The sequence below is a fragment of the Streptosporangium sp. NPDC002721 genome (assembly GCF_042888905.1).
Classification (GTDB): Bacteria; Actinomycetota; Actinomycetes; order Streptosporangiales; family Streptosporangiaceae; genus Streptosporangium.
In genome coordinates this window covers 149,996-174,272 of the sequence record NZ_JBIAQI010000026.1, presented here as the reverse complement: position 1 = coordinate 174,272, position 24,277 = coordinate 149,996, and the positions used below count along the sequence as shown (strand labels likewise).

The window sequence follows — 24,277 nt, the reverse complement described above, 5'->3', positions numbered from 1 at the left end:
GCACTCGAAGGATCACGCGATGGCCGTCCTCATTTCACGGCGCCACGCCTGCTACCTAGGGAAACTCGTACACCACCTCCGTGGACGCAACCACCGCGTACGCGCCCGGGAGACGCTGATGACATGGATCCGGTAGGGCGATCCGGTGGCTTGGAACGGGTTCCGGCTCCCAAGAAGTGGTGCTGGGTGTGCGGCCAGCCCGCCGTGTGCGGAGCGAAGTCATTTGGTTGGCGCCGCAAAGTCCGGGTGCTGTGCGCAGGCCACGCGGAAGAACTGCTCGGCCCCGCTGCCCCAGCGGTGTGGGAGCAAATAAACCGCTCCAGCCAACGCGATCTCTATCAGAATATTGCCCTTACCCTCGATAGGGCCCTAACCGAGGCAGACCTCTGAACATCAGGTGCCCCTCATACCCCGGACACCGGCGGTGTGTCATCAGACTCCCGAATCTGGCGACTGGTGGCGCCCCCTGCGGGAACATCCTCCTCCAGGCGGGGTGCCCTCTCTGACCCGATACCCTCTCTAGCTTTCTTGCTCAGTAGCTTGCAGGCGCCTGGACGTTCCTATCAGTCGGTTCCGCTAAAGTCGCTCGTGTGTTCGGACTGGTATCTATACGCAGCCACCACTGCCTCCACAGCGGCAGGCAGCGGTTCGTGCTCCCACAAGCGGATCACCTGCCAGCCCGCAGCTTGCAAGGCAGCGTCAGCAGCACGGTCGCGCTCCATGTTCCGCCGCAACTTAGGTGTCCAGTACCACTCGTTGGTGGTCGGCGGCCGACCATGCTGAGGGCATACGTGCCAGAAACATCCATCCACAAAGATCGCGATCTTCCGCGCCGTGAAGACGATGTCTGGCCGCACCCTCAGCCCTTCAAGATCAATTCGAAGATCCTTGCGGTATCGGTAGCCAAGCCGGTGAAGTGCACTGCGCAGCGCCACCTCTGGCTTGGTGCCCGTCCTGCGGTTAGCCTGCATGTTCCGCGACCGACCCTCATTGAGCGGGGCCGGATAGAGGCCACGCTCGTGGGCCTGCTTGCGAGCTCGATCCCTCTGACTGTCAGACACATCCACACCGGTAAGCACACGATTCACTGTTCTTCAGGCGAAGATACAGCTGGCAACTCGTCTGCGCTGCATCCAGGAACCGAAAGAGGCCCCCGTGACTGAGCCGCTCCGTGTCATCGAGATCTGTGCTGGAGCAGGCGGCCAAGCCCTCGGACTTGAGAAGGCCGGCTTTGAGCATGAACTTGCCATCGAGTTGGATGAGAACGCGGTCAACACGCTGCGTCACAATCGGCCCGATTGGAACATAGCTCAGGGAGACGTCGCGGACCTCAACGTCTGGAATCCCGCTAACTACGCTCCGAAGCCAGACCGCCGCCCCATTGACCTCCTCGCCGGCGGGGTCCCATGCCCTCCGTTCACTATTGCAGGCAGGCAACTGGGTGCCACCGATGAGCGCGATCTTTTTGCGTGGGCGGTCGAGCAGGTCAAGACCGTCCGGCCTCGTGCTCTTTTGCTGGAGAACGTCCGCGGACTGAGTATGCCCCGTTTCGCCGGCTATCGTCAGCACGTTCTTGATCGACTTCGCGAGTTCGGCTATGCCGCCGAATGGCGTCTATTGAATGCTTCCGACTATGGCGTCCCGCAACTACGCCCCCGGTTCGTACTTGTTGCGATGGCAGCAGAGGACTTTACTCACTTCCACTGGCCCGATCCCATCGGAAAGCCCCCAACGGTCGGCGAAACCTTGCTGCCTCTCATCTCCGCCAATGGCTGGAAGGGTGCGGAGAAGTGGGCAGAGAAGGCTAACAGCATTGCACCTACTATCGTCGGTGGCTCCAAGAAGCATGGCGGTGCAGATCTCGGCCCTAGCCGAGCAAAACGCGCCTGGGCAGAGATTGGCGTAGACGCACTCGGAGTCGCCAATCGCGCTCCAGACCCAGATGATGAGTTCCCTGTGGGACCTAAACTTACGTGTGAGATGGTCGCCCGGATCCAAGGGTGGGACAATCAGGAATTCCAGTGGGTCTTCACTGGTAAGAAAACATCCAACTACCGCCAGATTGGCAATGCTTTCCCGCCGCCAGTCGCCAAGATTCTCGGAATCGCTATTGCTGCTGCTCTTAACCGTACAGCCGAACGGCGTGAACGTGATCTAGATGCAGCGCACGACCCGATCTATCGAGTACTCCGCGACAAGGGCGACTTCATGACTGCCGCCCAGATATCCCGTGCAACCAAACTTGCCCTGGAGTCCCATGAGCTAGAGCGCAGGATCAGCCTCCTCAGACGTGATTTCCACATCGAGATCAGCAACGGTAAGGCACCGACCGCTTACAAGCTTGGCCAATTCAAAGCCTTCCTTGGCCAGGAGGATCATATTCGCCACGACCAGTTCGAGCAACATCGAACCCGGATCAGCTAGAGAAGCTCAAGACGAGGTCGCCGTATGGGAGGGGAGGCTCTACCCCCCCTCCCATACGGCGCCCCATCCCGCTCGTTACCGAGCAGCGCTTGGCTTTCGATCTCGATTGAAGTCGGCTCCTGTCGATCTAGGAACGGGCGCCGTTAAGCATTATCGGATCAAGGATTTCCATACTGATCCTGACTTGAATATCCGAGACTGTCAGCGATACGACGCCAGTTCGCCGCATCCTCCAAATCTCCTTTCAACTCAGCCATCTGACCGAGCCTAAAGGCCGCAATCCCGTCTCCGGATTCTGCAGCATACTTCCAGTACAGGTAGGCGATCTTAGGTTCGAACGCACGCTGGTATCCAGTGGCATAGTAATGCGCCCGAGAAAATAACTCCTGCTGCGATGACGCATGCACATAATTGGGGTCCACCGCGAAGGCTTGACCCGACCAGTAGCGTGCATCGTCACTGTTTCCGCCGAGCTGATGGAGGAGCGCAAGCTTAGCCTCAGCCTCGCCCGTGCCGCTCTCACCTACCTGTCGAAGAAGATCCTCGCCGTACGCTTCGAGCAGTTCCACTGTGCGCTCATGACGCGCGTCCGGGCGGCGGGAGCCAGCCGCTCCTTTTGCTGTTTGAGGCACCGCAGTGGCCAGGACCCGCTTGGCGAAGACAACCGCTTCAGCCAGAGCCGCTTCGCGCCGCGCAGGCAAGTCCGAACATGAACGATCGTCGAGGTAGAGCAGTGTCAACTTCAGCAAGATCAGCTTCTCCCAGCGAGGCTTTTGGATCTTGCCGTTGCGCATGCGACTGAGAAGGAACTCGTCCAGGCAGCCGCCCTCGAGATCGCTGTCGAGCTCCGAAAACACCTTAGCAACCTGCACCGAGCGGGCTGCGATCGTGCTGCCTTTGCGACCCGAGAGGCTGACTGCTTCGGCGACAAGCCTGGACCACTCAGGAAGTGACTCTACATCTGCGACATCGTTAGGCACGACAGCAGACCCTCTCGTAGGGGGGTAGATGCGGATCAGAACGATCATTCCATACCTACATCGGAAAATTCCGGCTATTGCCCTCATTTTCCATTGCATTTTCTTGCAGATCCGACAGGACCGGCGGGCACGAGTCGCGGGGCCCTGGTCGGCACCGCAGGCGCCTCTCCGAACTGTTGCCCGCTGAGCGACCGGCACCCATGACGGTGCAATTTCCCTCAATATTCTGCAATTGAATTTCCGAGAACGCAGCCACACAAATTTCCAGATACTGGTTCCATGTAGGACATGGCAGTCGAACAGAGGATTCAGGAAACAGAGCTGCGAGACTCCGGTCAAGCCTTACACGGACACAGAACCATGTGGCACTACACAAACGCCACCAACCTGGCGGCGATCCTGAAGAGCTTTAGGCTGAACCCCTCACTGCGAGCACACAATCCAAAAGACGCCCGCTACGGCGACGGGCAGTACGTGTCGGATATCCCACCCGGCACCCTGTCAGCACAGCAACTGTCTTTCCGCTTCATGCGTGTTCCCTATGCGTTTCGACGCTTCACCCATTATATTGAGGTGGACGTGACCGGGCTTGAGGTCGTCTATGGAAGGGAGAACGTCTTCTTCATCCCGGGCCACAAAGCGCTTGACCTTGTAGGTCGGATTGTGAGCTGGGGGTCGAATGATGGTCTGGCACCTTAGGGTGCAGTGGCAGCACAATTTCCCCGAAGAACCGGTAGAGCTGTACAGCGAGGTCGATGACGAAGGCTACGAGACGCGCAAAGTTCAAGTGTTCCGTGACGGTCGGCTGGAACGGGCTGACACGGACACGGAGACCAGGATGACTGGACTCTCAGAAGTTCCGATCGATCCTCCGGAGGAGATCGGTCTGCAGGACAATTTCTCCCCATCGGTGATCAGCAGGGCCGAGTTCGAGCGTATGTGGAGCCAAGCCGATGGAACCCCATCGACTGCTGATTGAGTCGTCGGCACCTTACGTGAATCTTGCTCGTGTGATCACGATCACAACGTAGCGATGATTGACGATCGATCATCTCCTCGTATGGCTACCACTCTGCACTACCTTCGATTATCGGCGATCTATCCAGAGTGAAAAGCGGCGCGAGCCTCGCGATTCCACTGACCATCTCATCCGGCGGAATACTAAGGCGGCACGATTCCCATCGCCCGCTGACCGAACGATCGTGAGGTACGTGTTGTCTGATCCACTCTCCGCGTACCGAGCAAACCGCCTCGGCTTTCAGATCATCAGAAAGACGGACGGCGACGAGCTGCCATGCAGGGTCATGAAGCATGGTCTCGTATTCATGCCGGGAGAGAAAAACAGTCAGATGGCGTCGGCGGAGCGTTGTTTTCACCTCAACGTGCAGCTTGCAGGCTCCGCCCTCAACTGCGATGTCGTACCCGTAACCGTCCGAGTGCTGAGACACGTGATCCATGTGTGCCGCTACTGAGTTCTCCAGCAGTTCAATCAGAGCTGCTTCACCCATCGCGCCGATCCGTGTCCGCTGCTCGACATCGACTTTTCCCCATAGAGAGTGGACACACTGAAACGCCTGCATGCTATCGAGGCCGAGAGCCTCTGCTGCTCGGAGGGCGTCATCCGGGAGTTCGTCGAGGCTTTGAACAAGTACATCTGCGTCCCGGAACCAAGGAAGGTCGGGAAGTACAGCTTCGAATATCCGCTGCGGAATCAGTTCATGCCCATGCTCCTCGCTGAGCAACCCCATCTCGCTGAGCCATGAGTAGGCGACATCGTACTGAGTCGGGGTGGCGTCACTGAAGTCCGAATGTGTCGAGAAGAGCGCGCGACACCGCTTGTATCCGCTGGCGGGAAGCATCTCCAGCCAGCGAACAGCCGCGCGAAGTATAGGTTCAGGCAGCAGCGGCACGGAGGTGGCCCATCAGAGCCTGAAGGTCGCGCTGGTCGAGCTCGCCACCGACGGGTGGTTCCTCGTAGAGATCTGCGAGTTCTCGTACGGTAGGATCGTCGAGGATACTCCCCATAAAAAGAAGTTTTTCCGCTAGGCGATATTCAACAACCTCATCGATAGTGCCTTCGGAAGCCAGGACAGTGATTCGAGTCTGAGTATCCGGCGCGAGGCCTAGCCGATGAATGCGGTCAAGGCTCTGCAGGAAACGGCCGGCCGCGAAGTCGCGGTCAACGTAGACGGCATCATGGCATTCGTGATGGAGGCTAATGCCCTCGCCGAGGGTTGCGGGGTTGGAAAGCAGGACCATGCAGTTAGGGTCTTCCCTGAACCGCGATATCTCTGCTTCCCGATCCTCCACACCTCCGTGCACGATGGCCGGCTGGAATTCACCGAGGATACGACTTAAGGTATTAAGGCTTCGAATGAACGTCGACCAGACGAGCGTCTTGCGCCCCTTTGAAGCATTGTCAGCGATGATTGCAAGCACTTCCTGATACTTGGGAGACATCTCGTAGCTGGGCAGGTCCCGCATCAGTGCCGACAGCGGTGAGTTCTCGGGAACTACCAGCGGCGGCACCTGGTAGGCGAGCGGCTCGTAACGAGTCGCGCCGACTGCAAGGAGGGCTGGACTAGTCGCGGCCATGAGCATGTAGACGACGATTTTCCCGAGAGCAAGGAAGTTGTTCTCGGATCCTGCAGCCCGCGCCGAGAACCGGCCCAGCAGCGCCTCGTAGATCTCCTTGTGCAACGGCGGCATTGCCACAGTTCGCAGGCTGATTGTTACTGGTGGAAGCCCAAGTTCTCCCTTGGTCGTCCTGGTGAACAAAGGGCGGAGTACTTGGCTCGCCTTGACGAGATCTCCACCTCCGACCGCCTGGATGACCTTCTGACGCCCGTGACCGGGCCACACGAACCCGAAGAGATTCTCCAGGTCCTTAGGTCCGTTGGGTGCCGGCGTACCAGTGAGGATGAGTCGGTGCCTGGCTCTCGGACCGAGCGCCAGGCAGGCCGCGCCGTATGCCCCGTCAGCTCCCAGTTTCATTCGGTGCGCCTCGTCGAGCAGAAGCATCGATGGTCGCGCCGACAGCCACTGGCCGAGGTCATTGGCCACGCCATCAAACCGAAGCCGCTCATAGTTGACGATCAACGCATCGGCGGACGGATCATTTTCCTTCCCGTAGACCTCCATACGCAGCGGATCGGCAAGACAATGCTGGTTCTCGAAGCGCCACGACTCGTAGCAGGACTTCGGCCCGACGATCAGGAGGCGTTCGATCCCTTTGTTTCGCAGGGCGTGGAAGACTGCGAGTCCGACGCGGGTCTTGCCGGCTCCAGGCACCGAGAAGTTAGCCCCATGCCTGAGTGACAGAAGCCGCGCAACATCGCGAAGCTGGAAGTTGGTCAGGTCACCCCTCCAGGAAGGCCCCAGGAGTTGGAGCACATCCTCCGGCGCTACCTCGGTCGGGAGACTGGCGCTGTCGATTCTTTCGCCCATGGCTTGGGCATCAGCCGCGGAGTCGGTCGCCAAGGCCGCAAGCTGCCGATCCCAAACGACCGTTGCTGGTTCGGGCCAAGCCGCGAGGGCGATGAGGTTCACAAGGAGATCATCGACATCGACCTCAAGTACACCCGACATACGCTGGACACCTGTGCGGAACTTGAGCGCTAGCCGTCTCAGATCATCCTCACGGCCACTTCTAGCACGTAGGCGCGCTTTAGCAACACCATCGCCGAAACCGATCTCTAGGCTAGCCTTCGATGCATTCTGCGGCATCAGTCTTCCCGCGTCGCTGCGAGCAGCCACTCGACACCATCGCCTGGCGAGCTGAACGTTCGGCCGGCCTGCCTGGCCAACCGCGCGAGGCTGTCACGCAACTCCAGCAGCGCATCATCGAAAGCGTCCTCGTCCAGGGCACGTTTCGCTTTGGCCTCAGCGAACTCCGCAGCGCACTGCTTCACGTAATCAGCAGCATCAGTCAATCGTTCCTGAACAGCAATCTTGCGCTTCTCAAGCTGGGCGTTCTGGCCGGCTAGCTTCACCCCCACGTCGAACGACTTGCGCGCCAATCTGATCAGACTGTCGGCCTCCGCCACCGCCTGCGGTTCCAATTTGTCCCTTGCCAGCCTGGTCGCTTCTGCCTGAAGCAGCTGGTCGGTGAGCGCACGAACCGCCTTGGCGGCGGCGGTGGCGTCCGGGACGGCAACACCTGGAAGCCCTGGAATCGCGACTGAGCTCGACTCCTGTACGGCCGGGCGGAGCTGCGCCGGCAGACGTTCTTCGAGGTAACGACTATGGAAGTCTCCCTCCGCCAAGCGCAGAGAGGTCTTGGGGTAATTGAGGACAACCATCGCCAGCCTCGACTCTTTGAGCTGCTCAGCAGCCTCAGGGTCAGTAGCAGCCTTCTTTGTGAAGTCGCGCTGCAACTCTCTGAGCTTTTCCTGGTGATCCTCGAAGTCGACTAGCCGAAGGCCGAGACCGCTGCTGGTACGGCTACGCTCAATTGCTTCGTTGATCATCTGGTAGACCCAGCGGTCTTGCCGTAAAGTGCCCGGCTTGATGTTGAAATCGCGGGCCACATCTTCCTCACGCCGTCCGCTGGCGAGCTCCTCCTCAATCGCGATGAGGCGGTTGATATAGGAGTAGTCCCGACGTTTATCCCTCCGGAGCTGTAACGCGAGCTCAACACTATTAATATCCCGGCGAGAAGTGTCAGAAGGAAGCACACCAACGCGAATATCTTTGACCCCGAGGTCCTTCAAAGCAGCACAGCGTGTGTTTCCATCGACGATGATGCCATCGGGGCTGATGATCCCTGGTTCCTTCTGCCCGAAGCTGTCGAGCTCGTCCACCAGCGCGGTGTAGTCGGGATCTGTTTGGTTCGGATTGGAAGGCTTCTGCCGCAGAAGGTCGGCAAGGTAAGTCTGGGCCACCTCACCCCAGGGGTCCTCCTCCAAGATCCGATTACGTTCAGGGTCCAAGGTCCTTTGGGCTCGGATCCGGTGAGTGTCCGGGTTGAAGTAGAGCATGTCGACAGGCATCGAGATCACACGGAGGTGCCTCTGCTCACCGCGCCAGTCAACCGTGAGCTTTGCGCCGTCTTCGGACGTAGCCTGCCTGAGGCGCTCCTCAACCAAGCTACGGATCCTCTCGCCCTCGGGAGGAACACCGAATCTCACAGCCATGATGTTGCCTCCAAGGCGGCCTGAACATGTAGGACTTCAGGCACCATGATATAGAGCATTGACAAAACGCCTGGCATGGCTTTAAGGCTGCGCCCTCGGCCCGGAGAAGACGGAGTCAAGACACATGGCCCCCCACGCATGGAACGACATCGAGTACAAGGCTGGGACCATGGTCAAGGCCGCGCTCTGGCTCACGCAGGTGGTCGGTGAGGGTAACACATTCACCAAAGGCCAGCTTCGCGAGGCATTTCCCGGCGTCTCACAGGTCGACCGGCGCGTACGCGACCTTCGCGACTACGGTTGGGTCATCCTCACCAACACCGAGGACGCAACGCTCACAGCAGAGGACCAGCGTTTCGTTAAGGCGGGAGTGCTGGTCTGGGACCCCGCCGCCCGGCGTGCCGCCGCTCCCAACAAGGCGATCTCAGCCAAAGAGAAGCAGGCTGTCCTGCAGCGCGACGACTACATGTGTACAGTCTGCGGGATCTCCGGCGGCGAACCGTACCTCGACGACTCCAACCAGACCGCGGTGCTCTCAGTCACTCGTGTGGAGACCGTCCTCCCGGGCGGCAGCGAAGAGGTAATGCTTGTCACTGAGTGTAAGCGCTGCCGCGCCGGCCAGCTCGGCGCCCCTGTTCACGCGGATGAGGTGCTCGCCAACATCAAGGCTCTTGATCCACACGAGCTGCGCCGTCTCGCCCGTTGGATCGAACGAGGCCGCCGTGGTTCAACCCCCCTAGAACGTGCTTGGACGGCGTACCGGCGCCTGCCCGCAGAAGCCCGAAAGGCTGTCCATGACGCACTCGGAAGTTGATCTTGTCGGTGTAGATACCTGCCTAAAAGGCAGGGCCCCAGCAAGTTGGTCTGTCCCGAGTTCGGTGGAGTCGCGTTTCACCCTCGAGCGGTCCGTTGCACAGCTCTTCTCTCCGGCGGACGCCATCTACGTTGATCGAATGTGCTCCAGCTCCGCGCGGAGAATGCGACGAACGTGAGAAGGTTTCCGCAGGGTGTGCCCCATTCCCTCGACGATGACCAAAGATGAGCCTAAGGCCCAGTGCCGTGCGAGGGTCCGCACCTGTTCAAGCGGAGTCACCCGATCCTCGTCCCCATGGACCAGAAGAAGCGGATGCTTGATCCTGTCTTCGAATTCACCCCCTCCGTCGGGAGTCTCAGCGTGGAGCAACTGTGCATGTTTCGATTGGAACTTCGGTGCGACCTCGCTCCAACTCTCAAGGTCGACCACGGCCGATCTGGCAATCCCTGCCGCGAACACATCGGTGACCGTCAGGGCGCGCAGAACGGTGTAGCCTCCGGCGCTAGCACCCCAGATCATCATCCGCCCAGAATCCGCACGACCGACGGACACCAGGTGACAGGCAGCGTCGGCACAATCGGTGACGTCGACCATCCCCCACCGATGACGAAGTTCCAACCGATACGGGCGGCCGTACCCGGTGCTCCCCCGGTAGTCGATGTCCGCGACAGCGAAGCCCTGACTCGTGAAATATTGCGCGTGAAGGTCCAACCGCAGTGGCCAGTTCGTCGTCGGCCCAGGATGAGCCCGTACGAGCAACGGCGGAGACTGATCACTCTCTTCCAACGGCGGGTAGTAGAGGCCATGCGCTTCACCTCCGTCGCGAGTACCGAAGGTGAAGGGCTCCGGCCGAACGAGCAATGTCAGGTCAAGGTTGACGTCGGCCGAGGTGAGCTCATGAATAGAACCGTCAGGCTCAGCCAGCACCACCGTAGGCAACCGCATAGGACTGGAGCCGATGAAGGCGATGTTCCGTCCCGCCATGGCCAGATAGGGCTTGATCGATGTGTACGGCACAGCTAGCCGTTCAAGGTCGCCGTCGAGGCGCCTTGTCACCAAGGAATGCGACGGCCCCTGCTGGATGATGGCCGTGACCTGGGCATCCTGGAGTACGTAGGTGCGGTAGCCGAACTCCCAGGGAGCCGCCGCGACCTCGAACTTCCCCGTGATCACCGGTTCAGTACGGCCGTCGCGCCAGACGTACAGGTTCCACCAGCCGGAGCGGTCGGAGACGAAGTGCAGCACCCCGTCGCCGCTCCACTGCGGTTGGCACACCGACTCGTCGTCCCCTCCCGCGACCAACCTCGTACCGGTGAGGGTGCCGTCAGGCCGGATGTCGGCCAGCCAGAGCCGGGCGCCATCCCAGGGCATGAGCGGGGCGTTCCATGAGACCCAGGTCAGTTGTCTCCCGTCAGGGCTGGGCTCCGGGGACATGTAGAAGTCGTCGCCGGACGCGATGACCGTCGGCTCGGCGGATCCGTCACCGGGCAGGACGACCAGCTCATTGTGAACAAGGGTTTCCTCGTGTCGCTCCCGGACGGAGACCAGATTGTCCGTACCCGGCAGGAGGCGGAGGTCGGCGTAGCGGAGGGCTCCCTGCGAGGCGGGAGCGGGAGTCACCGGTACAGGGTGCAGATGGTCGCGTACGTGGTAGATCCGCTGGTTGACAGCGTTGCAGAACCACACATCCCGCTCAGTGGCCAGGTAGGCGCCTCCGCCGTACTCATGTACGTGGGAGGCGACGTGAAATCCCTCTGGCAGCACGTCCTGGCGGCCGTCGGCGGCGGTCCAACGTACGAGCACATCTCCGCTCGGCCGCCCTTCAATCCAGTAGATGGTCTCACCGACTGCTTGGACGGCGTCATAGGAGATGGTGGCGCTAGCAACAAGTTCGGCGGAGATAGGGCTCACTCTTGCCATGATCGAACGAAGTCGTCCAGTTCGCGAGCAACCGTGGGCTGCCTGTTCGCCGCGTGATCGCGGAAGCGTCGGACTCGGGACATTCCGGCGACTGATCCGCGTCTGGCGAATACGGTGACGGCTTCCTGGGCCAGCCGTACGGCCTCGTCGGATTCACCTTCTCCGAGTCGTGCCCGTGCCAGGTCCACGGTGAGTTCTGCCCTGCGGCGTACGCATGTGGTGGGAACGCCACCGATGGCGTCCTCGAAGGAACGGGCGGCTTGGGCGTAGCGGCCGAGTTCCAGCAGGCAGTCACCCTCGTAGCCGAGAAGTCGCTCACGGTCGAAGTCGTACATCCATTCGTCCCGCTCTTCACCGGCCCGTGCCAGGGCTCCGTTCGCCTGGTCGAGTTCGGCCAGAGCGGTCCGGCTGTCACCCGCGTGGGCGTGGGCGGTGGCACTCACGGCATGTAGCCAGGACCTCGTCACGCGGGTAACCGAGCGACCGGCCGTGTCCAGAGCCACTGAGGCGTGGTGCACGGCTTCGTCGGCCCGCCCGGCCGCGTCCGCGGTGACGGATCGGTAGGCGCTGACGTAGGACCGAAGTCCCTTGTCGCCCGCCTCGCCCAGGGCGTCCAGAGCGGTGGCGTACCGGTGTCCCATCGTGAAGTGATCGCCGAGGTCGAACCGGATCCACGCCGCGAACCCGGCGGCCTCCGCCGCCGCGTGGGCGATTCGCCGCCGCAGTCGGCCGGGGGCGGGGGCTTCCAAGAGTGAGAGCAGAAGAGCGAGGTGGCCATCGACCGGGACGAGCATCTCGGTCGACGTCAGCTCGTGGTAGAGGCGGCGCTGGTGAATGGTGATCACCTCGATGTCCTCTACCACGGTGGAGGTGATCGCCGAAGCGCGCTTGCCACACGTGCTGAGTCGCCCCCAGTCGATACCGGGATCCGGCGTCTCCGGGACGGGTCTCCGCGCGGCTTCGCTGCGGTGACGTAGATGGGCCTGTTCTCGGATGACACCGGGGAACATGCCGTTGAGCGTCCCGTTCGCGCCGAGTGCGGCATCGCACGCGATGACCACGGATTCAGAAGGGGCGACCGAAGCCCGCTCCACGGCACCGATGTGTTGCCAGGAGTATCCGGTCAACTCGCCGAGCTCCATCAGCGTGAGCGAGCGTGCTTTGCGTAGCTCGCGCATTCTGGAGCCCAGCGCGGCGAGCAGTGACGATTCGGGGTCGAGGACCTTGGCCGGCCGCCCGCGACCCCCTTTCCTCTCAGTAGCCATGCGCATACTCCCTGCTGTTTTGCTGTTCGTTGCGAGCAAATCAGGTCGTGCGGTGTGCTGTCAGCACCTTGAGCAGGCCGGATCGTGAGAGATGGACACCATGAGCACCGACTCGGTACGTGCCCTCGATCAGCTGAAGAAACTCGTTCCCGAGAACGCGGGTGACATCACCCAATCCCCTCTGGAGAAGACACTCCAGACGGTTTACCAATGGTGGGCGCCGTAAGTCCTTGCCAGGCCGCCAAGTGGGATCGACCCATCCAACAACACACAGATGGGCACGACCAGCGAGCTCAAGGTCATCACAAAAACGGCCCTGCCGGGCGAGTAGCGTCACCCGGCAGAGCCTTGATCGCACAGGAAGGTGCGACCCATGGCCAACCCTAGTAGAACCGTCAGGATCGTCAGGATCCGCTGGCATGCTGAGCAGCCGCCCTCGCCTCTGGGTTGTCGCTGGTGCGGTCATCCCCCGTACGCGCACGACGCCGCCAGCCTGCCGCATCGGCCCGGTCATCTGTGGGAGCAGCCCACCCCGGTCCAGGTCCGTACCCGCATGACGGCCCGGCGCCGCCTCGGGCTGTGCGGTCGGCTGCCCTCGGCCGTGCCCCCGGTGCAAACCGCACCCACCGCGCCGAACCCGTTCACCACCGTGACCGCGCGCCCGACGAGCCGTCCCTTCGCGGGTTCTCCCGCAGGCAGGGGACGCCACGCGCGACCGGCCGCGATGGGCGCGCCGCCGCACGGACAGCCGTCGTACGGACGGGAGTCGCCGGGTGTACGGCCCTGGCCGGGCAAGCGCGAGGCGTACCGGAAAGGGGTGACGGCATGAGCCCGCCACCCGTCGAAGCGACCGCCGAAACAACGGAAGACCTTTCCTTCGAGCCCGGGGAAGGGGAAGGCGACACCGGTGCGCCGACGCTTCGGTTCACCGGCTGGTGTCTCTGGTACGGCAAGGCCACCGAACGCTGGTGGGTGCTCTCCCCCGCCTGGTGCCGGGAGCGCGTCGGACTGATCGAGGCCGGCACCCTCTCCGAGCTGGTCGCGCGGATGCGGCACGTCGAGGACTTCCGTCCCCACCTCGCCCCCGAACAGCGTGAACGGCCACGGCGTCCTCTTCCTGGGACGGGCCGCCGAACGGCCGTTCCAGAGCCGCGGTCCGAAGGTGTCGGCGGCACCGAGGACGTCAGAGTCGCGGAAAGGGACGCCGAGGGCGGGAAGAGCATCGCGATCACGAGGAAGGGGGGTGGTGGGAATGGCAGGGCGACTCCTTTCCGTGCTCGTCGGCGCGTTCGCTGACCGGTTCCGGGCGACAGCCGACGACGCCACGGAACCGGCCCAGGCAGGTCCGGACCAGGCGGGAGCGGTATGGTCGCCGCACCTGGGCCACGTGCCCGGATGGTCGACGCCCTCGGGTCACGCGGGTCACGCGGGTCACGTACCCGCCAGCTCTCCGGTGATCTCTCAACGGTTCGGAGCCACCCGCGACCAGGTCAGGTCCGCGCGAAACTTCGTCGCCGAGATCCTCGGGGACGACCACCCGCTGTACGACGACGCCGTGCTTCTCACCAGTGAACTCGCCACCAACGCCGTCGAGCACCCCACCCAACCGGTCGATCCCAAAATCGCCGACGCTGGACCGGTCGAGCGGCCACGGGAGTTCGTCGTCACGGTGGCCTTCGTCCCGTACGGCGTGCTGGTCACCGTCCAGGACCCCGGCTCCGCGCGGATCCCCTGCGTGAGGAACTCCGGGCTGGAGGCCACGGGCGGCCGGGGACTGATGCTCGTCAACGACCTCGCGACCCGCTGGGGCTTCCACCGCGACGGCACCGGGACCGTCATCTGGTTCGAACTCACCTGACAGAACCGGCGTGGCGGCGCGAACCTGGAGAAGCCGCGCCGCCACGTCCTCAACCGACGAAGCCGCTTGCGCTCTTCGCTCCGCGATTGAGCCCCGATGGCGGCCATCCACACGGTGGTGAGCGCCTCATGGAATTCACGAATTCACTGATGGGCAGTCGGTTACGCAGCGGGGTCGACTCGGCCCTGCCGCATTGGGAGCCAGACTGGCGTGCTTCGGTGAGGCTGTCCAGCTCCGGTCAGAACAGCGGTCGGCACATCGAGATTTTTGACCGGTTCACCGCATCGGGTGAAGGTCGATTCTGCAAGTCCGTGCATACCCGGACACATGGAGATCATCATGGGGCTACGGTTCATCGGTAAGGACCCCGGCAGCGACAACGACCACTCGCCCACGGTGTGGCTCGACGAGGCGACCGGAGATCTCATCCTTCAAGGCTGGAAGATCACCGATGTGAAGACTCAGGCGGAGATCGGCGCCGTCCCCGAGAACGAGACGGTCATACGATTCCCTGTACGGATGATCCCGTTCGTTCTGGAGGCACGCGATGGAGACGGCTCCGGTCCCGGCGTTCAGTGAGCTGATCTCCGGCACCCAACGCTCGGCGGTCCATCTGGAGATGCGTGATGTCTACGATCCCGGCTCGCGCCGGTTCGCGAGCTGGCGGTCCGGCCATCGTGAGAATCCGGCGAACCGTGACGAGTGGTGGAACTCCTTTCACAGCGTGATCGCCGAGGCCGTCGCCCGCGGCGTCGAGGTGCGTCGCGCCCGTGTCGTGTCCGAGCCGGTCAGCGACTACGTCCGGTTCGAGTACGACGTCACCTTCTCCAACATCGCGGCCGGTGAACACGTGCGGTGGCTGCCTCGGCGCCGGGCTTCGGACCTGGCGCTTCCCGGCAACGACTTCTGGGTTTTCGACGGCCGCCTGGTCCGGCTCAGTCACTTCGCCGGCAACGGGGAGTTCGTCCAGGACGAGATGACAGAGAAGCTCGCTGTCGTGAAGCTGTGTGTCGAGTCCTTCGAACGGGTCTGGGAACGCGCCGCCGACCACCGCGACTATCGTCCCGCCTGACCTGCCGCTCCCTCGGCCGCATCGTCATGTCCTCGTCACCGTCGTCCAGCGTTCGGCAGGCCCGGGAAGCGCTGGCCGGGCGTCTTCGTGAGATCCGCCTCGACGCGGGCCTGTCCGCCCGGGCGCTGGCGTTGGCGGCGGGGTGGCATGAGTCGAAGACGTCCCGGATCGAGAACGCCAGGACCTCGCCGTCCGACAAGGACATCAGGACCTGGTGCGAAGTGTGCGGGGCCGCCGAGCAGGCGAGAGATCTGATCGCCTCCGCGCGAGCCGTTTCCTCGATGTACGTCGAATGGCGGCGGGTCCAGCGCACCGGCCTCAGACGGCTCCAGAAATCCTCCATCCCCCTGTACGAGCGGACCCGTCACTTCCGCTTCTATCACTCGCTCCTGATCCCGGGCCTGTTCCAGACTCCCGGCTACGCGACGGCGCTGATGGGAGCCATCACGGTCTTCCGGGAGATTCCCGACGACATCGAGCAGGCGGTCGCCGTCCGGATGGAGCGTCAGAAGGTGCTCCACTCCGGTGCGAGGTTCGCCGTCCTGGTCGAGCAGTCGGTGTTGCACTACCAGGTCGGCGACGCGGAGGTGATGGCCGGGCAGTTCGGCCACCTGATCGCCATGGCCGCTCTGCCCTCGGTCAGTCTGGGAATCATCCCGTTCGCCACGAGCGGGCGCCCCGTGTGGCCTCTGGAAGGCTTCAGCGTTTTTGATGACCTGCACATCGCCGTCCCGTCGGCGTCACCCGATTTCGGCGTCTTCAGGCTCGTCCGGCGCTGTCGGCCAGCCGCGCAGGCCTCGGCAGGTGCTGCTCCTGGTGGTAAGGCCGGGGTCAGCCGTCGCCCTGGTCCAGCGCGTGGCGCAGGTAGAGCTCGGGTTTGGCCAGGTAGCGGCGCCAGTGGTCGACCAGTTGGAGCTTGTCCCACTCGGTGGTGTGGATGCCGTGGTCGTCGAGTTCGAGGATCTGGGCGCCGGGCAGGCTGGCGAGGATCGGCGAGTGGGTGGCACAGATGATCTGGCCGCCCTCGCCGCGCACCCGGTTCATCAGGCTGAGCAGCCGCAGGGACGAGGTGAACGACAGGGCCGCCTCCGGCTCGTCCATCAAATACAGGCCGGGACCGGTCACCATCCGTTCGAGAACCGTGAAGAACCCCTCACCGTGTGACTGCTCGGCGAGGTCCTCCTCCCAGTAGCCGTACAGGCCGGACACATTGTTCCCCAGGTTGAACAGGGTTTCGGCGCGGAGGAAGAACCCTCGCCTCTTGAGCCGGGGACCGTGGATGAGCCGCAGCCCGAGCGAGGTCAGCTCGACGTCCAGGACCTCGCCGAGCAGGGTGGTCGCGGGCCCCCTGCTGGAGTACTTCGTCCCGGCCTTCCCTCCCTCGGAGTTGATCCGGCACACGTCGGCGACGGCCTCGACGATCGTGGACTTCCCCGAGCCGTTCTCCCCCACCAGGAACGTCACCGGGGCGGTCAATTCGACACCGTCGACCAGGTGCGCGACCGGGGGCAGGGTGAACGGCCACTCGCTGGGGTGGGGGTCGGGAACGCGCAGGTTTGTCATCAGCATCGTGGTCAGTATCGCCGATCGTGCCGGGGTAGCCGCTCGGGTACGGACGGGGATCAGCGGGGAGAATCCTCCGCGGCGCCTCTCGAACACCGTCGATCCGGCGGCGGGACTCGGCATGGCCGGCGCCCCGCGTCCGGCCTTGATCGGCGCCACCGGGATGACTAGCCTGATCGCCGTGCTACCGGAAGGCGGGGCCGAGGCGATCGCGTCGCGCGGAAGGGGCCCCGGCCACGACGAGCCGCTCGACCACGCCGCCATGGAGTTGGGGACCGACTGACGATGAGCGCGGAAGAGGATTTCAAGCGGGTCGGCGCCGAGCTGGCCGACCTGGGTGTGGGGATCTCCAAGATGATGGGGAGTCCCGCGCTCAAGGATCAGGCGGGGAAGGTGTTCGCGAGCCTGCAGCGCGACGGCGCGATGGTGTTCCGGCTGGTCAGGGACACCCCCGAACACGCAGCCGCGCTCCAGCTGACCGGTGCGTGCCTGTTCGACCCCTCGGGTCAGGGCAGGGAGATGAAGGACTGGGTGGTCGTGCCCCACTCCTCGGCCGGGCAATGGACGGATCTGGCCGAGGCCGCCCTCAGCCGCCCACGCTGACCACACGCTGCTCGGCAGGCCGGTCGAGGGTGTGCGTGGTTTTGTCGGACGTGTGCGGCAGGCTACCCGCGACCGGCCGGGGTTGGATCTATTGAGGGACGCACATGGCGCGCATGCTCCGCAGCATCGACGACGAGGTCTACGTGCAGTACGGCATGTTCACTCTCTCAGGCACCGACCTCGGGGAGGGGAGCAGCCCGGAGGGCTACCACTTCGTCGCCGAGATCCTCGGTGACGACCACCCGCTCCGCGACGACGCCGTGCTTCTCACCAGCGAACTCGCCACCAACGCCGTCGAACACTCCGGCAGTCGATCGCCACGGAAGCGATCGACGCCGAACCCGACGACACGAAACCGGCCGATGCCGAACTGGACGACACGGCCGACATCGAAGCGAGCGGCGTCGGAGCGGGCAACCGGACCGGGGAGTTCGTCGTCACGGTGGCCTTCCTCTCCCATGGTGTGATCATCACCGTCCAGGACTCCGGCTTCACCCGGATCCCCTACACCGGGAACCCCCGGGCGGACGCCACCGGTGGCCGGGGCCTCCTGCTCGTCAACGACCTCGCCACCCGATGGGGCTTCCACCGCGACCCCACCGGAATGGTCATCTGGTTCGAGCTCACCTGACAGACCGGCGTGGCGGCGCGGGCCTGGAGAAGCGCCGCCACCCTCAGGATCGATCGATCACGACTGGGCAGAACCGCCTAATGTCACGGAATGCGCGTTCGCCAGTATGTCTATTTCGCGTTGTTCAGCCGACACACCTCCGCGGAGGAGATGGCGAGGTGGCTGGGCATCGAACCTGACGAGATCACGGTCAGGGGAAGCCGCGGCGCCGAACCGGTCAGACCGATCAGCCACGCCTGGAAGGTCGTATGCCGCGAGCCCGGCCTGTCTGTCGACGAGCAGGTGTCTCATGTTCTGGAGCGGCTCCGGCCCCATACCGACCGCATCGCCGAGCTCGCCGCACGTCTTCGCGCTGAAAACGCCGAAGACGCCGAAGACGCCGAAGACGCCGAAAGCATTGAAGACGCGAAATACGGCGGCGCGGTCCTGGAGGTCGTGCGCTATCTCAACGATCACGAGGACGATCCCCGGACGCCCCTCTCGAACACCATGAACCCAGAAGCACTTCAGGAGCCCGCCCTGCTCGGCTGGCACCTCGACCTCGACGTTCTGCGCTTCCTGACCGCCACCGGTGCCGCCCTGGATGTCGATGAGTACGACATGACCTGACCCCTGTCGCTTTGGCCAGTGATCGACCTTCCCGAAAACCTGCGGCGTCGCGTTACAGGAAATAGGAAACTTGCCGGCATGGACAGCTTCGCGGACCGGCTCGACGGCGCATGGACGTGGTGGTCCGCCGCCATCAAGGAATCGCAGGACGGGCGCTGGGTTCGCAACGCCTTGGAACGTCAGGTGATCGAGGACATCATGGTCGCCACCAACCCTCTCCATGACGGACGGATGGCCCCGTTCACCGAGGACTCGTGGCATGTGCGTACCGGGCGGATCGCCAACTGGGCCGGTGTGCTCCGGTTGGCCGCCCAGGCAGGTGGATGGAAACTCCAACCCGTCGTCGGGCACAACCCGCCACACCCCGCGGGCATGGCCGAACTGCTGTCCGGTATCTATGCGATCGGCGAGCAGGGCGAGATGTGGTTGAACGAACTCGTCGAGGGCAAACCGCCACCGGAAAACGAGGTCGCCAAGGCCGAGGAATTCCTGACGGGGCCGGGAACCATCGAGGATCTTGAGCTGTTCTTCTACGACTGAGGACCACTCCTCCGGCCGCCGCGCTCCTCGGTGCCACGCCTTCCGGGCGCGGCGCCTTTCAGAGGGAGATGCCGGTGAGCTTCTCGCTGAGGTCCCACAGCCGGGTCGCGGAGTGCGGGTCGATCGAGTAGGGCATGACGCCGAAGGCGTGCGATTGCTGGGTTCGCACCCGTTCCTCGGCGAGGGCGACGGGGTCGTCACCGTCGGGGACGAGCGGGGCGATGTCGGAGTTCTCGCAGTAGACGCCGCCGAGTCCGTCGAGCTGCGGGCTGGTGGCGCACCACACGCTCGTCGCGGCGCCCTGCTGGGGGCTCTTCTTGTTGCGTGCCGGGTCGACGATCGGCTCGCCGTTCTCGTCGATCATGCCCATCCGCCGGAGGATCTCCGGGTCGGTGTACCGGACGAGCGGGGTGAGGATCCTGCCCGGGTGCAGGGAGAAGGCCCGGACGCCGTGGTCGCGTCCGCGCCGGTCGAGCTCGACGGCGAAGAGGTTGTTGGCCGTCTTCGACTGGCCGTACGCGCTCATCGGGTCGTACGGGCGGCGCTCGAAGTGCATGTCGTCCCAGACGATGCCGGACTCGCGGTGTCCCCACGACGAGACCGCGACCACCCTGGCGCCCTCGGCGCGCAGCAGCGCGGGCCAGAGCCGGAGCGTCAGCTGGAAGTGGCCGAGGTGGTTGGTCGCGAACTGGGACTCGTAGCCGCGCGCGTCGCGTGAGAGCGGGACGGCCATGATCCCGGCACTGTTGATCAGCATGTGCAGCGGCCGGTCCTCGCCGAGGAAGCGGTCGGCGAACGCGTCGACCGACGCGGGATCCTGGAGGTCCATCGGTTCGAGCTGGACGCCGTCGACGCCCGCGAGGGTCTCGGCCGCCTTCTCGCGGTTCCGTACGGGGACGACGACCGACGCCCCGGCCGTGCGCAGCGCGCGGACGGTCTCGACGCCGAGGCCGGAGTAGCCGCCCGTGACGATCGCGGTCCTGCCGGTGAGGTCGGCTCCGGCGACGATCTCGCTCGCGGTCGTCGCGGGGCCGTACCCCGTGCCGAGCGGGGTTTGCGGGGTTGATGTGGTCATGTGATCCCCTCCGGGACGTCGAGGCCGGTACGGCCGGGTTCGGTGTGACGTATGGGCTCTTTCGCGATGGCCCGTTGAAACGGAGGACACTCCGCTTCGCTTGGACCGACGCTAACGGAGGGTGCTCCGTTTAGCAAGTTCGTCGGGTTTCCCACCGGGAAGGCCGGGTGCCGGTAGGGCTGATCGCGAGGTTGAACGAACCCGGAGGATCGTCACTCGCCGGTCGGCGCTCGATGTTCGCGATCCTTTTTGCCTTGCTTGCACCGTTATGGGGTGGTTGGGAGGCCGTGGCACCTTCCATGGAGCGAATACGACGCCATCCGAACCGGCGGCTGACTCCTCGCTGGGTAGCGTTGGGAAAGCGCCGTCGGGGCCATGGCCCGACCCGATGTCACCTGAGCGCCGCGACGTATGCCATCCCGACCAGGTCGGGATCCTCGGCGAGCCGACGTCTCGCCTCGTACCAGCGAAGGGCCGTATTAATGTCCAACGCACGAAAGATCAAAAGCCATTTGTCCGAAGCGGTCAACGCTCATGATCTGCACTGGGTGGTCGAGTTCTACAGCCCGGACGCCGTCCTCGTCTCACCGGCGGGCATAGCGGAGGGGCGTGAGCAGATCACCTGGGTCTACGAGCAGTTCTTCAAGGGGTTTCCCGACCTTCACCTGACGACCTGGCTGGAGACTCCCTGCGACAATCCCGTGGTCGCGGAATGGACGCTCACCGGCACTCACATGGGGCCTTTCCTCCTGCCCGACGGACGCGAGGCGGAGGGAACCGAACGTCGCATCACCATCCGCGGTTCGTGTATGGCTCACGTCGCCGACGACCTGATCGTGACGCACCGCGAGTACTTCGACCAGCTGGAGCTGTACAGCCAGCTCGGCTTCGGCCTGACCAAGCTCGCTCTTCCCGCCGCTCAGGTCAGGACCGCCTAAGCCACCGGACCGCCTGAGCCAGGGCCCTGGGTCAGGACTGCTCGGGTCAGGTGCTCCCCCGGGCCGGTCGCGCGGGCGATCGTCCGGCAGGCTGAGGGTGGTCACGAGCCCGTCGCGGAATTCCCGGGCAATCCGGGTGCTCCGGGTACTCCAGGTGCCGGACAGGGGAGCCGGTCCCTCCCCTGGGACCAGCCCCCGTCTCGACGTCTCGACGCGGAAGGACTTCACACTGGCTCGGGACGAGCGCGATTCCTTCGCGACGCGGTGATGACGACCGCCGATACGCTGGGCCCCCGTGATCCAGCGCTGACACGAACATCGTTCGGCATAGGCTGGGGTCCTGTGAACCTGCAAGCTTCCAGGGTGCTGTGAGGGCGTGGTGGATGCGGACGATCCTCTTGCAGGCCGAGGGCTCCAGCGCCGAACCCGCCGTCATCGAGCTCTCCCCGGGCCGCGAGATCACTTTCGGTCGCGGGACGGCGGGCGTCCCGGTCGACTTCCTGCTGGACAATCCGGGGGTCTCCCGGCGGGCCGGGATCATCTGCGCCATGGAGGACTACTGGCTGCTCACCAACCTCAGCCATGACTCCACTCTGGTCGTGGAGAATCCCGAGGGCGGAGGGGAGTTCCTCAAGGTGGCTCCGCGGCGGGTGGCGGCGCCCGTGCCGTTCGAGTTCGCCCGCGTGGTGCTCCCGGTGGCGGGCGGCGCCTGCTCCTTCCTGGTGTTCGCCTCGCAGCACAGCTTCATCGACCCCGACGCGCCCGAGACCCTGGCGGTCGGCGAGCCGACGATCTCCGGCTTCTCCCTGGACGAGACGGCGAAGTACTTTCTCGTGCTGGTCGCGCTCTGCGAGCCGCGCCTCCGCGACGGCGCGTCCTCGATCATCCCGACGGTGCCGGAGGTGCTGGAACGGCTGCGCGAGGTCCCCGGCTGCGCGGGACTGACCCGCACCGCGGTCAACTTCCACATCGACTATCTGGCGCGTACGAAACTGCGCGTCAAACCGTCGTCCGGTTCGCGCAAGGCCGACTGGCAACGCGCCGCGCTGGTCTCCGTCGCGCTCCGCTTCGACCTGGTGCGGGAGGAGCACCTGCGGCGGCTGAGCACGTGATCGTCGCGGCTGACGCCCGGCCCGGTTCCGCGCACCCACCCGGCCCGGCCCTCCGCGCGCGCGGCCGTTCGCCCCGGTCTCCCGTACGGGCATGACCGGGGTTTCCGTACGGCACGACCGGCGCCCGGTCTCCGTACGAGTGGGCGCCCGGTCTCCCCGTGCGATCACGGCTCGTATTCGGCCCGGTGCTTCCGCACCCGTTCGACGAACGGCCGGATGCGTTCGGGGACCCCGTTCTCCTCGCGGACCACGTCGTCGGAGGAGCGGAACGCCGCGGCCCCCAGCAGGCCGGGATCTCCTGGCACCCCGGCCATCAGGGGGAGCCGTACGCACATGTAGCGGCCGACGGCGGGGATGGTGTCCTCGGGCGAGAAGGGCGGGGTGGGGACGACGCCGCGGCGGTCGACGGGCAGGTAGTACTGCAGCACGGACGGCGTCCAGCGCGCGAGGCCGTACTCGTTGTTGGCCGCGTCGAACAGCTCCGCGTCGAAGTCGCTCTCCGCCTTCAGGACTCCGGCGATCAGGGCCGGGCTCAGACCCGGCTCGTCGCACATCGTCCCGGCTTCGACGATCAGGGCGCGGTACTCCGGGGGGATGTCGGAGTCGGAGCGCAACCAGCGTCCGTACGGATCGGCCACGGAGGAGTCGACCATCCCGGCCCCCGAGACACCGGCCAGCACCAGCAGGGCCGCGGCCATCGCTCCCGCCGTCCGCATGCCCGTCCGCCGGGGCGAGGCCTCGACGGTGCCGGCCAGCACCCGCGCCCGGTAGAGCTGGCGGGCCGCGCTGGGCCGGAGCCTCGCGTCGGGGGCCAGGCAGTCGGCCACCCAGGAACGCCAGGCCTCGGGCAACGAGGCCGGGAGCGTGAGGGGCCGCTCGCCGGCCGCGTACTCGGCGGCGGCGACGTAGCGCGCGCGGGCGGTCGGGGCACTGAAGGGAAGATGGCCGGTGAGCAGCTGGCATGCCGTCACACCGAGCGCCCACACATCGGCCGAGGCCCATACGGCGTGTCCACGCTCGGTCAGGGGCTCACCCCAGCGCTCCGGGGGCACGTGGTCCACCGACCCCATCGGGGGAAGGTAACCGTGGGTCCCGTCCATCTCGGTCGCCAGGCCGAAGTCGGCCAGACGCGCCGAGCCGTCGGCCATCACGAGCACGTTGTTGGGCTTGAGGTCCCCGTGCACCCACCTCTCGGCGTGCATGTGCGCTATTCCCTCGCAGATCTCGGCGATCAGCCTCGGCGCGTCGGGAACGGCGCTTCCCCCTCGAATCAGATCGGCCAGCGAACGTTCCGCCAGGTCCATGACCAGAACGCACGCGCCGTCGAGTTCGGGATTTTCACTGTCGTCGACAACGAGCGTTTCGCGTAGCCGAATCAGCCGGGAATGCCGCAGCCTGCTGTGCAGGCGTATTTCCCGCTGCGTCATGTCCGTGAGATATTTCAGCTGGCGCCGGGTGACCGTGCCCGTGGGCAGGAATTTCAACGCCGCGCGTGTCGCGCCCTCACCGTCTCGAAGCCCGTCTCGGAGCCCGTCCGGAATCCCGTCCCGAACTCCCAGGTAGACGCTCGCCCAGCTCCCCGTGGCGATGGGTTTGCCGACCTTCCAGTCACCGACGCGATACCCTCGGGGAACGCTGACCGCCCATCCCTCGGTGTTCACGGGCCTCCCGCCTCCCGGCATTTCCCAGCCGGGATCGTCAGAAAAAGATCTATGAAATTAGTTATCACAACTCGCGA

General features: G+C 64.4%; 27 protein-coding genes and 1 pseudogene. 18 read left to right on the top strand and 10 right to left on the bottom strand.

Annotated elements, in window-relative coordinates:
* Nucleotides 1-563: 563 nt before the first annotated feature.
* The gene (locus ACFYWM_RS33170; RefSeq protein WP_389921923.1) at nucleotides 564-1,061 is read right to left on the bottom strand and encodes a very short patch repair endonuclease; all 498 of its coding nucleotides are present in this window, start codon (nucleotides 1,059-1,061) and stop codon (nucleotides 564-566) included.
* 94 nt (nucleotides 1,062-1,155) lie between these two features.
* Here ACFYWM_RS33170 and ACFYWM_RS33165 point away from each other — a divergent pair, with 94 nt between their 5' ends.
* Entirely contained in the window at nucleotides 1,156-2,424 is a 1,269-nt protein-coding gene (locus ACFYWM_RS33165; protein ID WP_389921918.1) for a DNA cytosine methyltransferase, read from the top strand.
* A gap of 158 nt (nucleotides 2,425-2,582) precedes the next feature.
* Here ACFYWM_RS33165 and ACFYWM_RS33160 read toward each other — a convergent pair whose 3' ends face one another.
* Entirely contained in the window at nucleotides 2,583-3,452 is an 870-nt protein-coding gene (locus tag ACFYWM_RS33160; RefSeq protein ID WP_389921915.1) for a hypothetical protein, read from the bottom strand.
* A gap of 240 nt (nucleotides 3,453-3,692) precedes the next feature.
* Here ACFYWM_RS33160 and ACFYWM_RS33155 point away from each other — a divergent pair, with 240 nt between their 5' ends.
* Nucleotides 3,693-4,103: an HYD1 signature containing ADP-ribosyltransferase family protein gene (locus ACFYWM_RS33155; protein WP_389921912.1), complete on the top strand. Its 411-nt coding sequence runs from the start codon at nucleotides 3,693-3,695 to the stop codon at nucleotides 4,101-4,103.
* Between the two features lies 1 nt (nucleotide 4,104).
* Nucleotides 4,105-4,383, top strand: coding sequence for a DUF6881 domain-containing protein (locus tag ACFYWM_RS33150; protein ID WP_389921909.1), 279 nt, complete (start codon nucleotides 4,105-4,107; stop codon nucleotides 4,381-4,383).
* Nucleotides 4,384-4,468: 85 nt separating this feature from the next.
* On the opposite strand, the gene ACFYWM_RS33145 is transcribed toward ACFYWM_RS33150, so the two are convergent.
* The 3 genes from ACFYWM_RS33145 to ACFYWM_RS33135 form a co-directional block, all read right to left on the bottom strand.
* On the bottom strand, nucleotides 4,469-5,314 hold the full coding sequence (locus tag ACFYWM_RS33145; protein ID WP_389921907.1) for a protein NO VEIN domain-containing protein: 846 nt from the start codon (nucleotides 5,312-5,314) through the stop codon (nucleotides 4,469-4,471).
* Nucleotides 5,298-6,992, bottom strand: a complete 1,695-nt coding sequence (locus tag ACFYWM_RS33140) for a DEAD/DEAH box helicase (RefSeq protein WP_389921904.1) — start codon at nucleotides 6,990-6,992, stop codon at nucleotides 5,298-5,300. The genes ACFYWM_RS33145 and ACFYWM_RS33140 overlap by 17 nt, the downstream gene beginning before the upstream one ends.
* Nucleotides 6,993-7,129: 137 nt before the next feature.
* Nucleotides 7,130-8,491 (bottom strand): ParB N-terminal domain-containing protein, encoded by a 1,362-nt coding sequence (locus ACFYWM_RS33135; protein ID WP_389921901.1) that lies wholly within the window; start codon nucleotides 8,489-8,491, stop codon nucleotides 7,130-7,132.
* Nucleotides 8,492-8,663: 172 nt separating this feature from the next.
* On the opposite strand from ACFYWM_RS33135, the gene ACFYWM_RS33130 reads away from it, so the two are divergent.
* Complete coding sequence (locus tag ACFYWM_RS33130) at nucleotides 8,664-9,353, top strand: hypothetical protein (RefSeq protein WP_389921897.1); 690 nt, start codon at nucleotides 8,664-8,666, stop codon at nucleotides 9,351-9,353.
* Nucleotides 9,354-9,479: 126 nt separating this feature from the next.
* On the opposite strand, the gene ACFYWM_RS33125 is transcribed toward ACFYWM_RS33130, so the two are convergent.
* Both ACFYWM_RS33125 and ACFYWM_RS33120 read right to left on the bottom strand, forming a co-directional pair.
* Entirely contained in the window at nucleotides 9,480-11,264 is a 1,785-nt protein-coding gene (locus ACFYWM_RS33125) for a S9 family peptidase (protein WP_389921892.1), read from the bottom strand.
* Complete coding sequence (locus ACFYWM_RS33120) at nucleotides 11,261-12,538, bottom strand: helix-turn-helix domain-containing protein (protein WP_389921890.1); 1,278 nt, start codon at nucleotides 12,536-12,538, stop codon at nucleotides 11,261-11,263. Before ACFYWM_RS33120 ends, ACFYWM_RS33125 begins: the two co-directional genes overlap by 4 nt.
* A gap of 373 nt (nucleotides 12,539-12,911) precedes the next feature.
* Between ACFYWM_RS33120 and ACFYWM_RS33115 the strand changes: the two genes are divergently transcribed.
* The 6 genes and pseudogenes from ACFYWM_RS33115 to ACFYWM_RS33090 all read left to right on the top strand — a co-directional run.
* On the top strand, nucleotides 12,912-13,367 hold the full coding sequence (locus ACFYWM_RS33115; RefSeq protein WP_389921887.1) for a hypothetical protein: 456 nt from the start codon (nucleotides 12,912-12,914) through the stop codon (nucleotides 13,365-13,367).
* Nucleotides 13,364-13,834, top strand: coding sequence for a hypothetical protein (locus ACFYWM_RS33110; RefSeq protein ID WP_389921884.1), 471 nt, complete (start codon nucleotides 13,364-13,366; stop codon nucleotides 13,832-13,834). Before ACFYWM_RS33115 ends, ACFYWM_RS33110 begins: the two co-directional genes overlap by 4 nt.
* Nucleotides 13,835-13,991: 157 nt before the next feature.
* Complete coding sequence (locus ACFYWM_RS33105; protein ID WP_389921881.1) at nucleotides 13,992-14,396, top strand: ATP-binding protein; 405 nt, start codon at nucleotides 13,992-13,994, stop codon at nucleotides 14,394-14,396.
* A gap of 327 nt (nucleotides 14,397-14,723) precedes the next feature.
* Nucleotides 14,724-14,975: a hypothetical protein gene (locus ACFYWM_RS33100; RefSeq protein ID WP_389921879.1), complete on the top strand. Its 252-nt coding sequence runs from the start codon at nucleotides 14,724-14,726 to the stop codon at nucleotides 14,973-14,975.
* Nucleotides 14,944-15,468 carry a DUF6879 family protein gene (locus ACFYWM_RS33095; protein WP_389921876.1) on the top strand — a complete coding sequence of 175 codons (525 nt, stop codon included), beginning with the start codon at nucleotides 14,944-14,946 and terminating at the stop codon, nucleotides 15,466-15,468. The genes ACFYWM_RS33100 and ACFYWM_RS33095 overlap by 32 nt, the downstream gene beginning before the upstream one ends.
* 26 nt (nucleotides 15,469-15,494) lie before the next feature.
* Nucleotides 15,495-16,166: pseudogene (locus ACFYWM_RS33090) on the top strand (DUF5753 domain-containing protein); the annotation flags it as partial.
* Between the two features lie 133 nt (nucleotides 16,167-16,299).
* Here ACFYWM_RS33090 and ACFYWM_RS33085 read toward each other — a convergent pair.
* Nucleotides 16,300-17,037, bottom strand: a complete 738-nt coding sequence (locus tag ACFYWM_RS33085) for an AAA family ATPase (RefSeq protein WP_389921874.1) — start codon at nucleotides 17,035-17,037, stop codon at nucleotides 16,300-16,302.
* 1 nt (nucleotide 17,038) lies between these two features.
* Here ACFYWM_RS33085 and ACFYWM_RS33080 point away from each other — a divergent pair, with 1 nt between their 5' ends.
* The 6 genes from ACFYWM_RS33080 (at nucleotide 17,039) to ACFYWM_RS33055 (ending at nucleotide 19,414) form a co-directional block, all read left to right on the top strand.
* Entirely contained in the window at nucleotides 17,039-17,314 is a 276-nt protein-coding gene (locus tag ACFYWM_RS33080; protein ID WP_389921872.1) for a hypothetical protein, read from the top strand.
* 2 nt (nucleotides 17,315-17,316) lie between these two features.
* The gene (locus ACFYWM_RS33075; protein ID WP_389921870.1) at nucleotides 17,317-17,634 is read left to right on the top strand and encodes a hypothetical protein; all 318 of its coding nucleotides are present in this window, start codon (nucleotides 17,317-17,319) and stop codon (nucleotides 17,632-17,634) included.
* A 104-nt stretch (nucleotides 17,635-17,738) separates the two neighbouring features.
* A complete protein-coding gene (locus ACFYWM_RS33070; RefSeq protein ID WP_389921868.1) occupies nucleotides 17,739-18,101 on the top strand; it encodes a hypothetical protein in 363 nt (120 codons plus the stop codon).
* Nucleotides 18,098-18,265, top strand: a complete 168-nt coding sequence (locus tag ACFYWM_RS33065) for an ATP-binding protein (RefSeq protein ID WP_389921866.1) — start codon at nucleotides 18,098-18,100, stop codon at nucleotides 18,263-18,265. Before ACFYWM_RS33070 ends, ACFYWM_RS33065 begins: the two co-directional genes overlap by 4 nt.
* 90 nt (nucleotides 18,266-18,355) lie before the next feature.
* A complete protein-coding gene (locus ACFYWM_RS33060; RefSeq protein ID WP_389921864.1) occupies nucleotides 18,356-18,874 on the top strand; it encodes a DUF4279 domain-containing protein in 519 nt (172 codons plus the stop codon).
* Nucleotides 18,875-18,952: 78 nt separating this feature from the next.
* A complete protein-coding gene (locus ACFYWM_RS33055) occupies nucleotides 18,953-19,414 on the top strand; it encodes a hypothetical protein (RefSeq protein ID WP_389921861.1) in 462 nt (153 codons plus the stop codon).
* Nucleotides 19,415-19,472: 58 nt separating this feature from the next.
* On the opposite strand, the gene ACFYWM_RS33050 is transcribed toward ACFYWM_RS33055, so the two are convergent.
* Nucleotides 19,473-20,489: an oxidoreductase gene (locus tag ACFYWM_RS33050; protein WP_389921858.1), complete on the bottom strand. Its 1,017-nt coding sequence runs from the start codon at nucleotides 20,487-20,489 to the stop codon at nucleotides 19,473-19,475.
* Between the two features lie 482 nt (nucleotides 20,490-20,971).
* Between ACFYWM_RS33050 and ACFYWM_RS33045 the strand changes: the two genes are divergently transcribed.
* Together ACFYWM_RS33045 and ACFYWM_RS33040 are read left to right on the top strand one after the other, a co-directional pair.
* Nucleotides 20,972-21,427 carry an ester cyclase gene (locus ACFYWM_RS33045; protein WP_389921855.1) on the top strand — a complete coding sequence of 152 codons (456 nt, stop codon included), beginning with the start codon at nucleotides 20,972-20,974 and terminating at the stop codon, nucleotides 21,425-21,427.
* Nucleotides 21,428-21,810: 383 nt separating this feature from the next.
* The gene (locus ACFYWM_RS33040) at nucleotides 21,811-22,539 is read left to right on the top strand and encodes a winged helix-turn-helix domain-containing protein (RefSeq protein WP_389921853.1); all 729 of its coding nucleotides are present in this window, start codon (nucleotides 21,811-21,813) and stop codon (nucleotides 22,537-22,539) included.
* Nucleotides 22,540-22,703: 164 nt separating this feature from the next.
* Here the strand turns inward: ACFYWM_RS33040 and ACFYWM_RS33035 are convergent, their stop codons facing one another.
* Nucleotides 22,704-24,221 (bottom strand): serine/threonine-protein kinase, encoded by a 1,518-nt coding sequence (locus ACFYWM_RS33035; protein WP_389921850.1) that lies wholly within the window; start codon nucleotides 24,219-24,221, stop codon nucleotides 22,704-22,706.
* Nucleotides 24,222-24,277 lie beyond the last annotated feature (56 nt).

What these genes read in the sequence shown, in the direction of transcription:
- ACFYWM_RS33160 (WP_389921915.1), bottom strand. Translation starts at nt 3,452, where the DNA reads ATGATCGTTCTGATCCGCATCTACCCCCCTACGAGAGGGTCTGCTGTC.
- ACFYWM_RS33155 (WP_389921912.1), top strand. Translation starts at nt 3,693, where the DNA reads ATGGCAGTCGAACAGAGGATTCAGGAAACAGAGCTGCGAGACTCCGGT.
- ACFYWM_RS33140 (WP_389921904.1), bottom strand. Translation starts at nt 6,992, where the DNA reads ATGTCGGGTGTACTTGAGGTCGATGTCGATGATCTCCTTGTGAACCTC.
- ACFYWM_RS33130 (WP_389921897.1), top strand. Translation starts at nt 8,664, where the DNA reads ATGGCCCCCCACGCATGGAACGACATCGAGTACAAGGCTGGGACCATG.
- ACFYWM_RS33120 (WP_389921890.1), bottom strand. Translation starts at nt 12,538, where the DNA reads ATGGCTACTGAGAGGAAAGGGGGTCGCGGGCGGCCGGCCAAGGTCCTC.
- ACFYWM_RS33115 (WP_389921887.1), top strand. Translation starts at nt 12,912, where the DNA reads ATGGCCAACCCTAGTAGAACCGTCAGGATCGTCAGGATCCGCTGGCAT.
- ACFYWM_RS33110 (WP_389921884.1), top strand. Translation starts at nt 13,364, where the DNA reads ATGAGCCCGCCACCCGTCGAAGCGACCGCCGAAACAACGGAAGACCTT.
- ACFYWM_RS33100 (WP_389921879.1), top strand. Translation starts at nt 14,724, where the DNA reads ATGGAGATCATCATGGGGCTACGGTTCATCGGTAAGGACCCCGGCAGC.
- ACFYWM_RS33095 (WP_389921876.1), top strand. Translation starts at nt 14,944, where the DNA reads ATGGAGACGGCTCCGGTCCCGGCGTTCAGTGAGCTGATCTCCGGCACC.
- ACFYWM_RS33085 (WP_389921874.1), bottom strand. Translation starts at nt 17,037, where the DNA reads ATGCTGATGACAAACCTGCGCGTTCCCGACCCCCACCCCAGCGAGTGG.
- ACFYWM_RS33075 (WP_389921870.1), top strand. Translation starts at nt 17,317, where the DNA reads ATGAGCGCGGAAGAGGATTTCAAGCGGGTCGGCGCCGAGCTGGCCGAC.
- ACFYWM_RS33070 (WP_389921868.1), top strand. Translation starts at nt 17,739, where the DNA reads ATGGCGCGCATGCTCCGCAGCATCGACGACGAGGTCTACGTGCAGTAC.
- ACFYWM_RS33060 (WP_389921864.1), top strand. Translation starts at nt 18,356, where the DNA reads ATGCGCGTTCGCCAGTATGTCTATTTCGCGTTGTTCAGCCGACACACC.
- ACFYWM_RS33055 (WP_389921861.1), top strand. Translation starts at nt 18,953, where the DNA reads ATGGACAGCTTCGCGGACCGGCTCGACGGCGCATGGACGTGGTGGTCC.
- ACFYWM_RS33050 (WP_389921858.1), bottom strand. Translation starts at nt 20,489, where the DNA reads ATGACCACATCAACCCCGCAAACCCCGCTCGGCACGGGGTACGGCCCC.
- ACFYWM_RS33045 (WP_389921855.1), top strand. Translation starts at nt 20,972, where the DNA reads ATGTCCAACGCACGAAAGATCAAAAGCCATTTGTCCGAAGCGGTCAAC.
- ACFYWM_RS33040 (WP_389921853.1), top strand. Translation starts at nt 21,811, where the DNA reads ATGCGGACGATCCTCTTGCAGGCCGAGGGCTCCAGCGCCGAACCCGCC.
- ACFYWM_RS33035 (WP_389921850.1), bottom strand. Translation starts at nt 24,221, where the DNA reads ATGCCGGGAGGCGGGAGGCCCGTGAACACCGAGGGATGGGCGGTCAGC.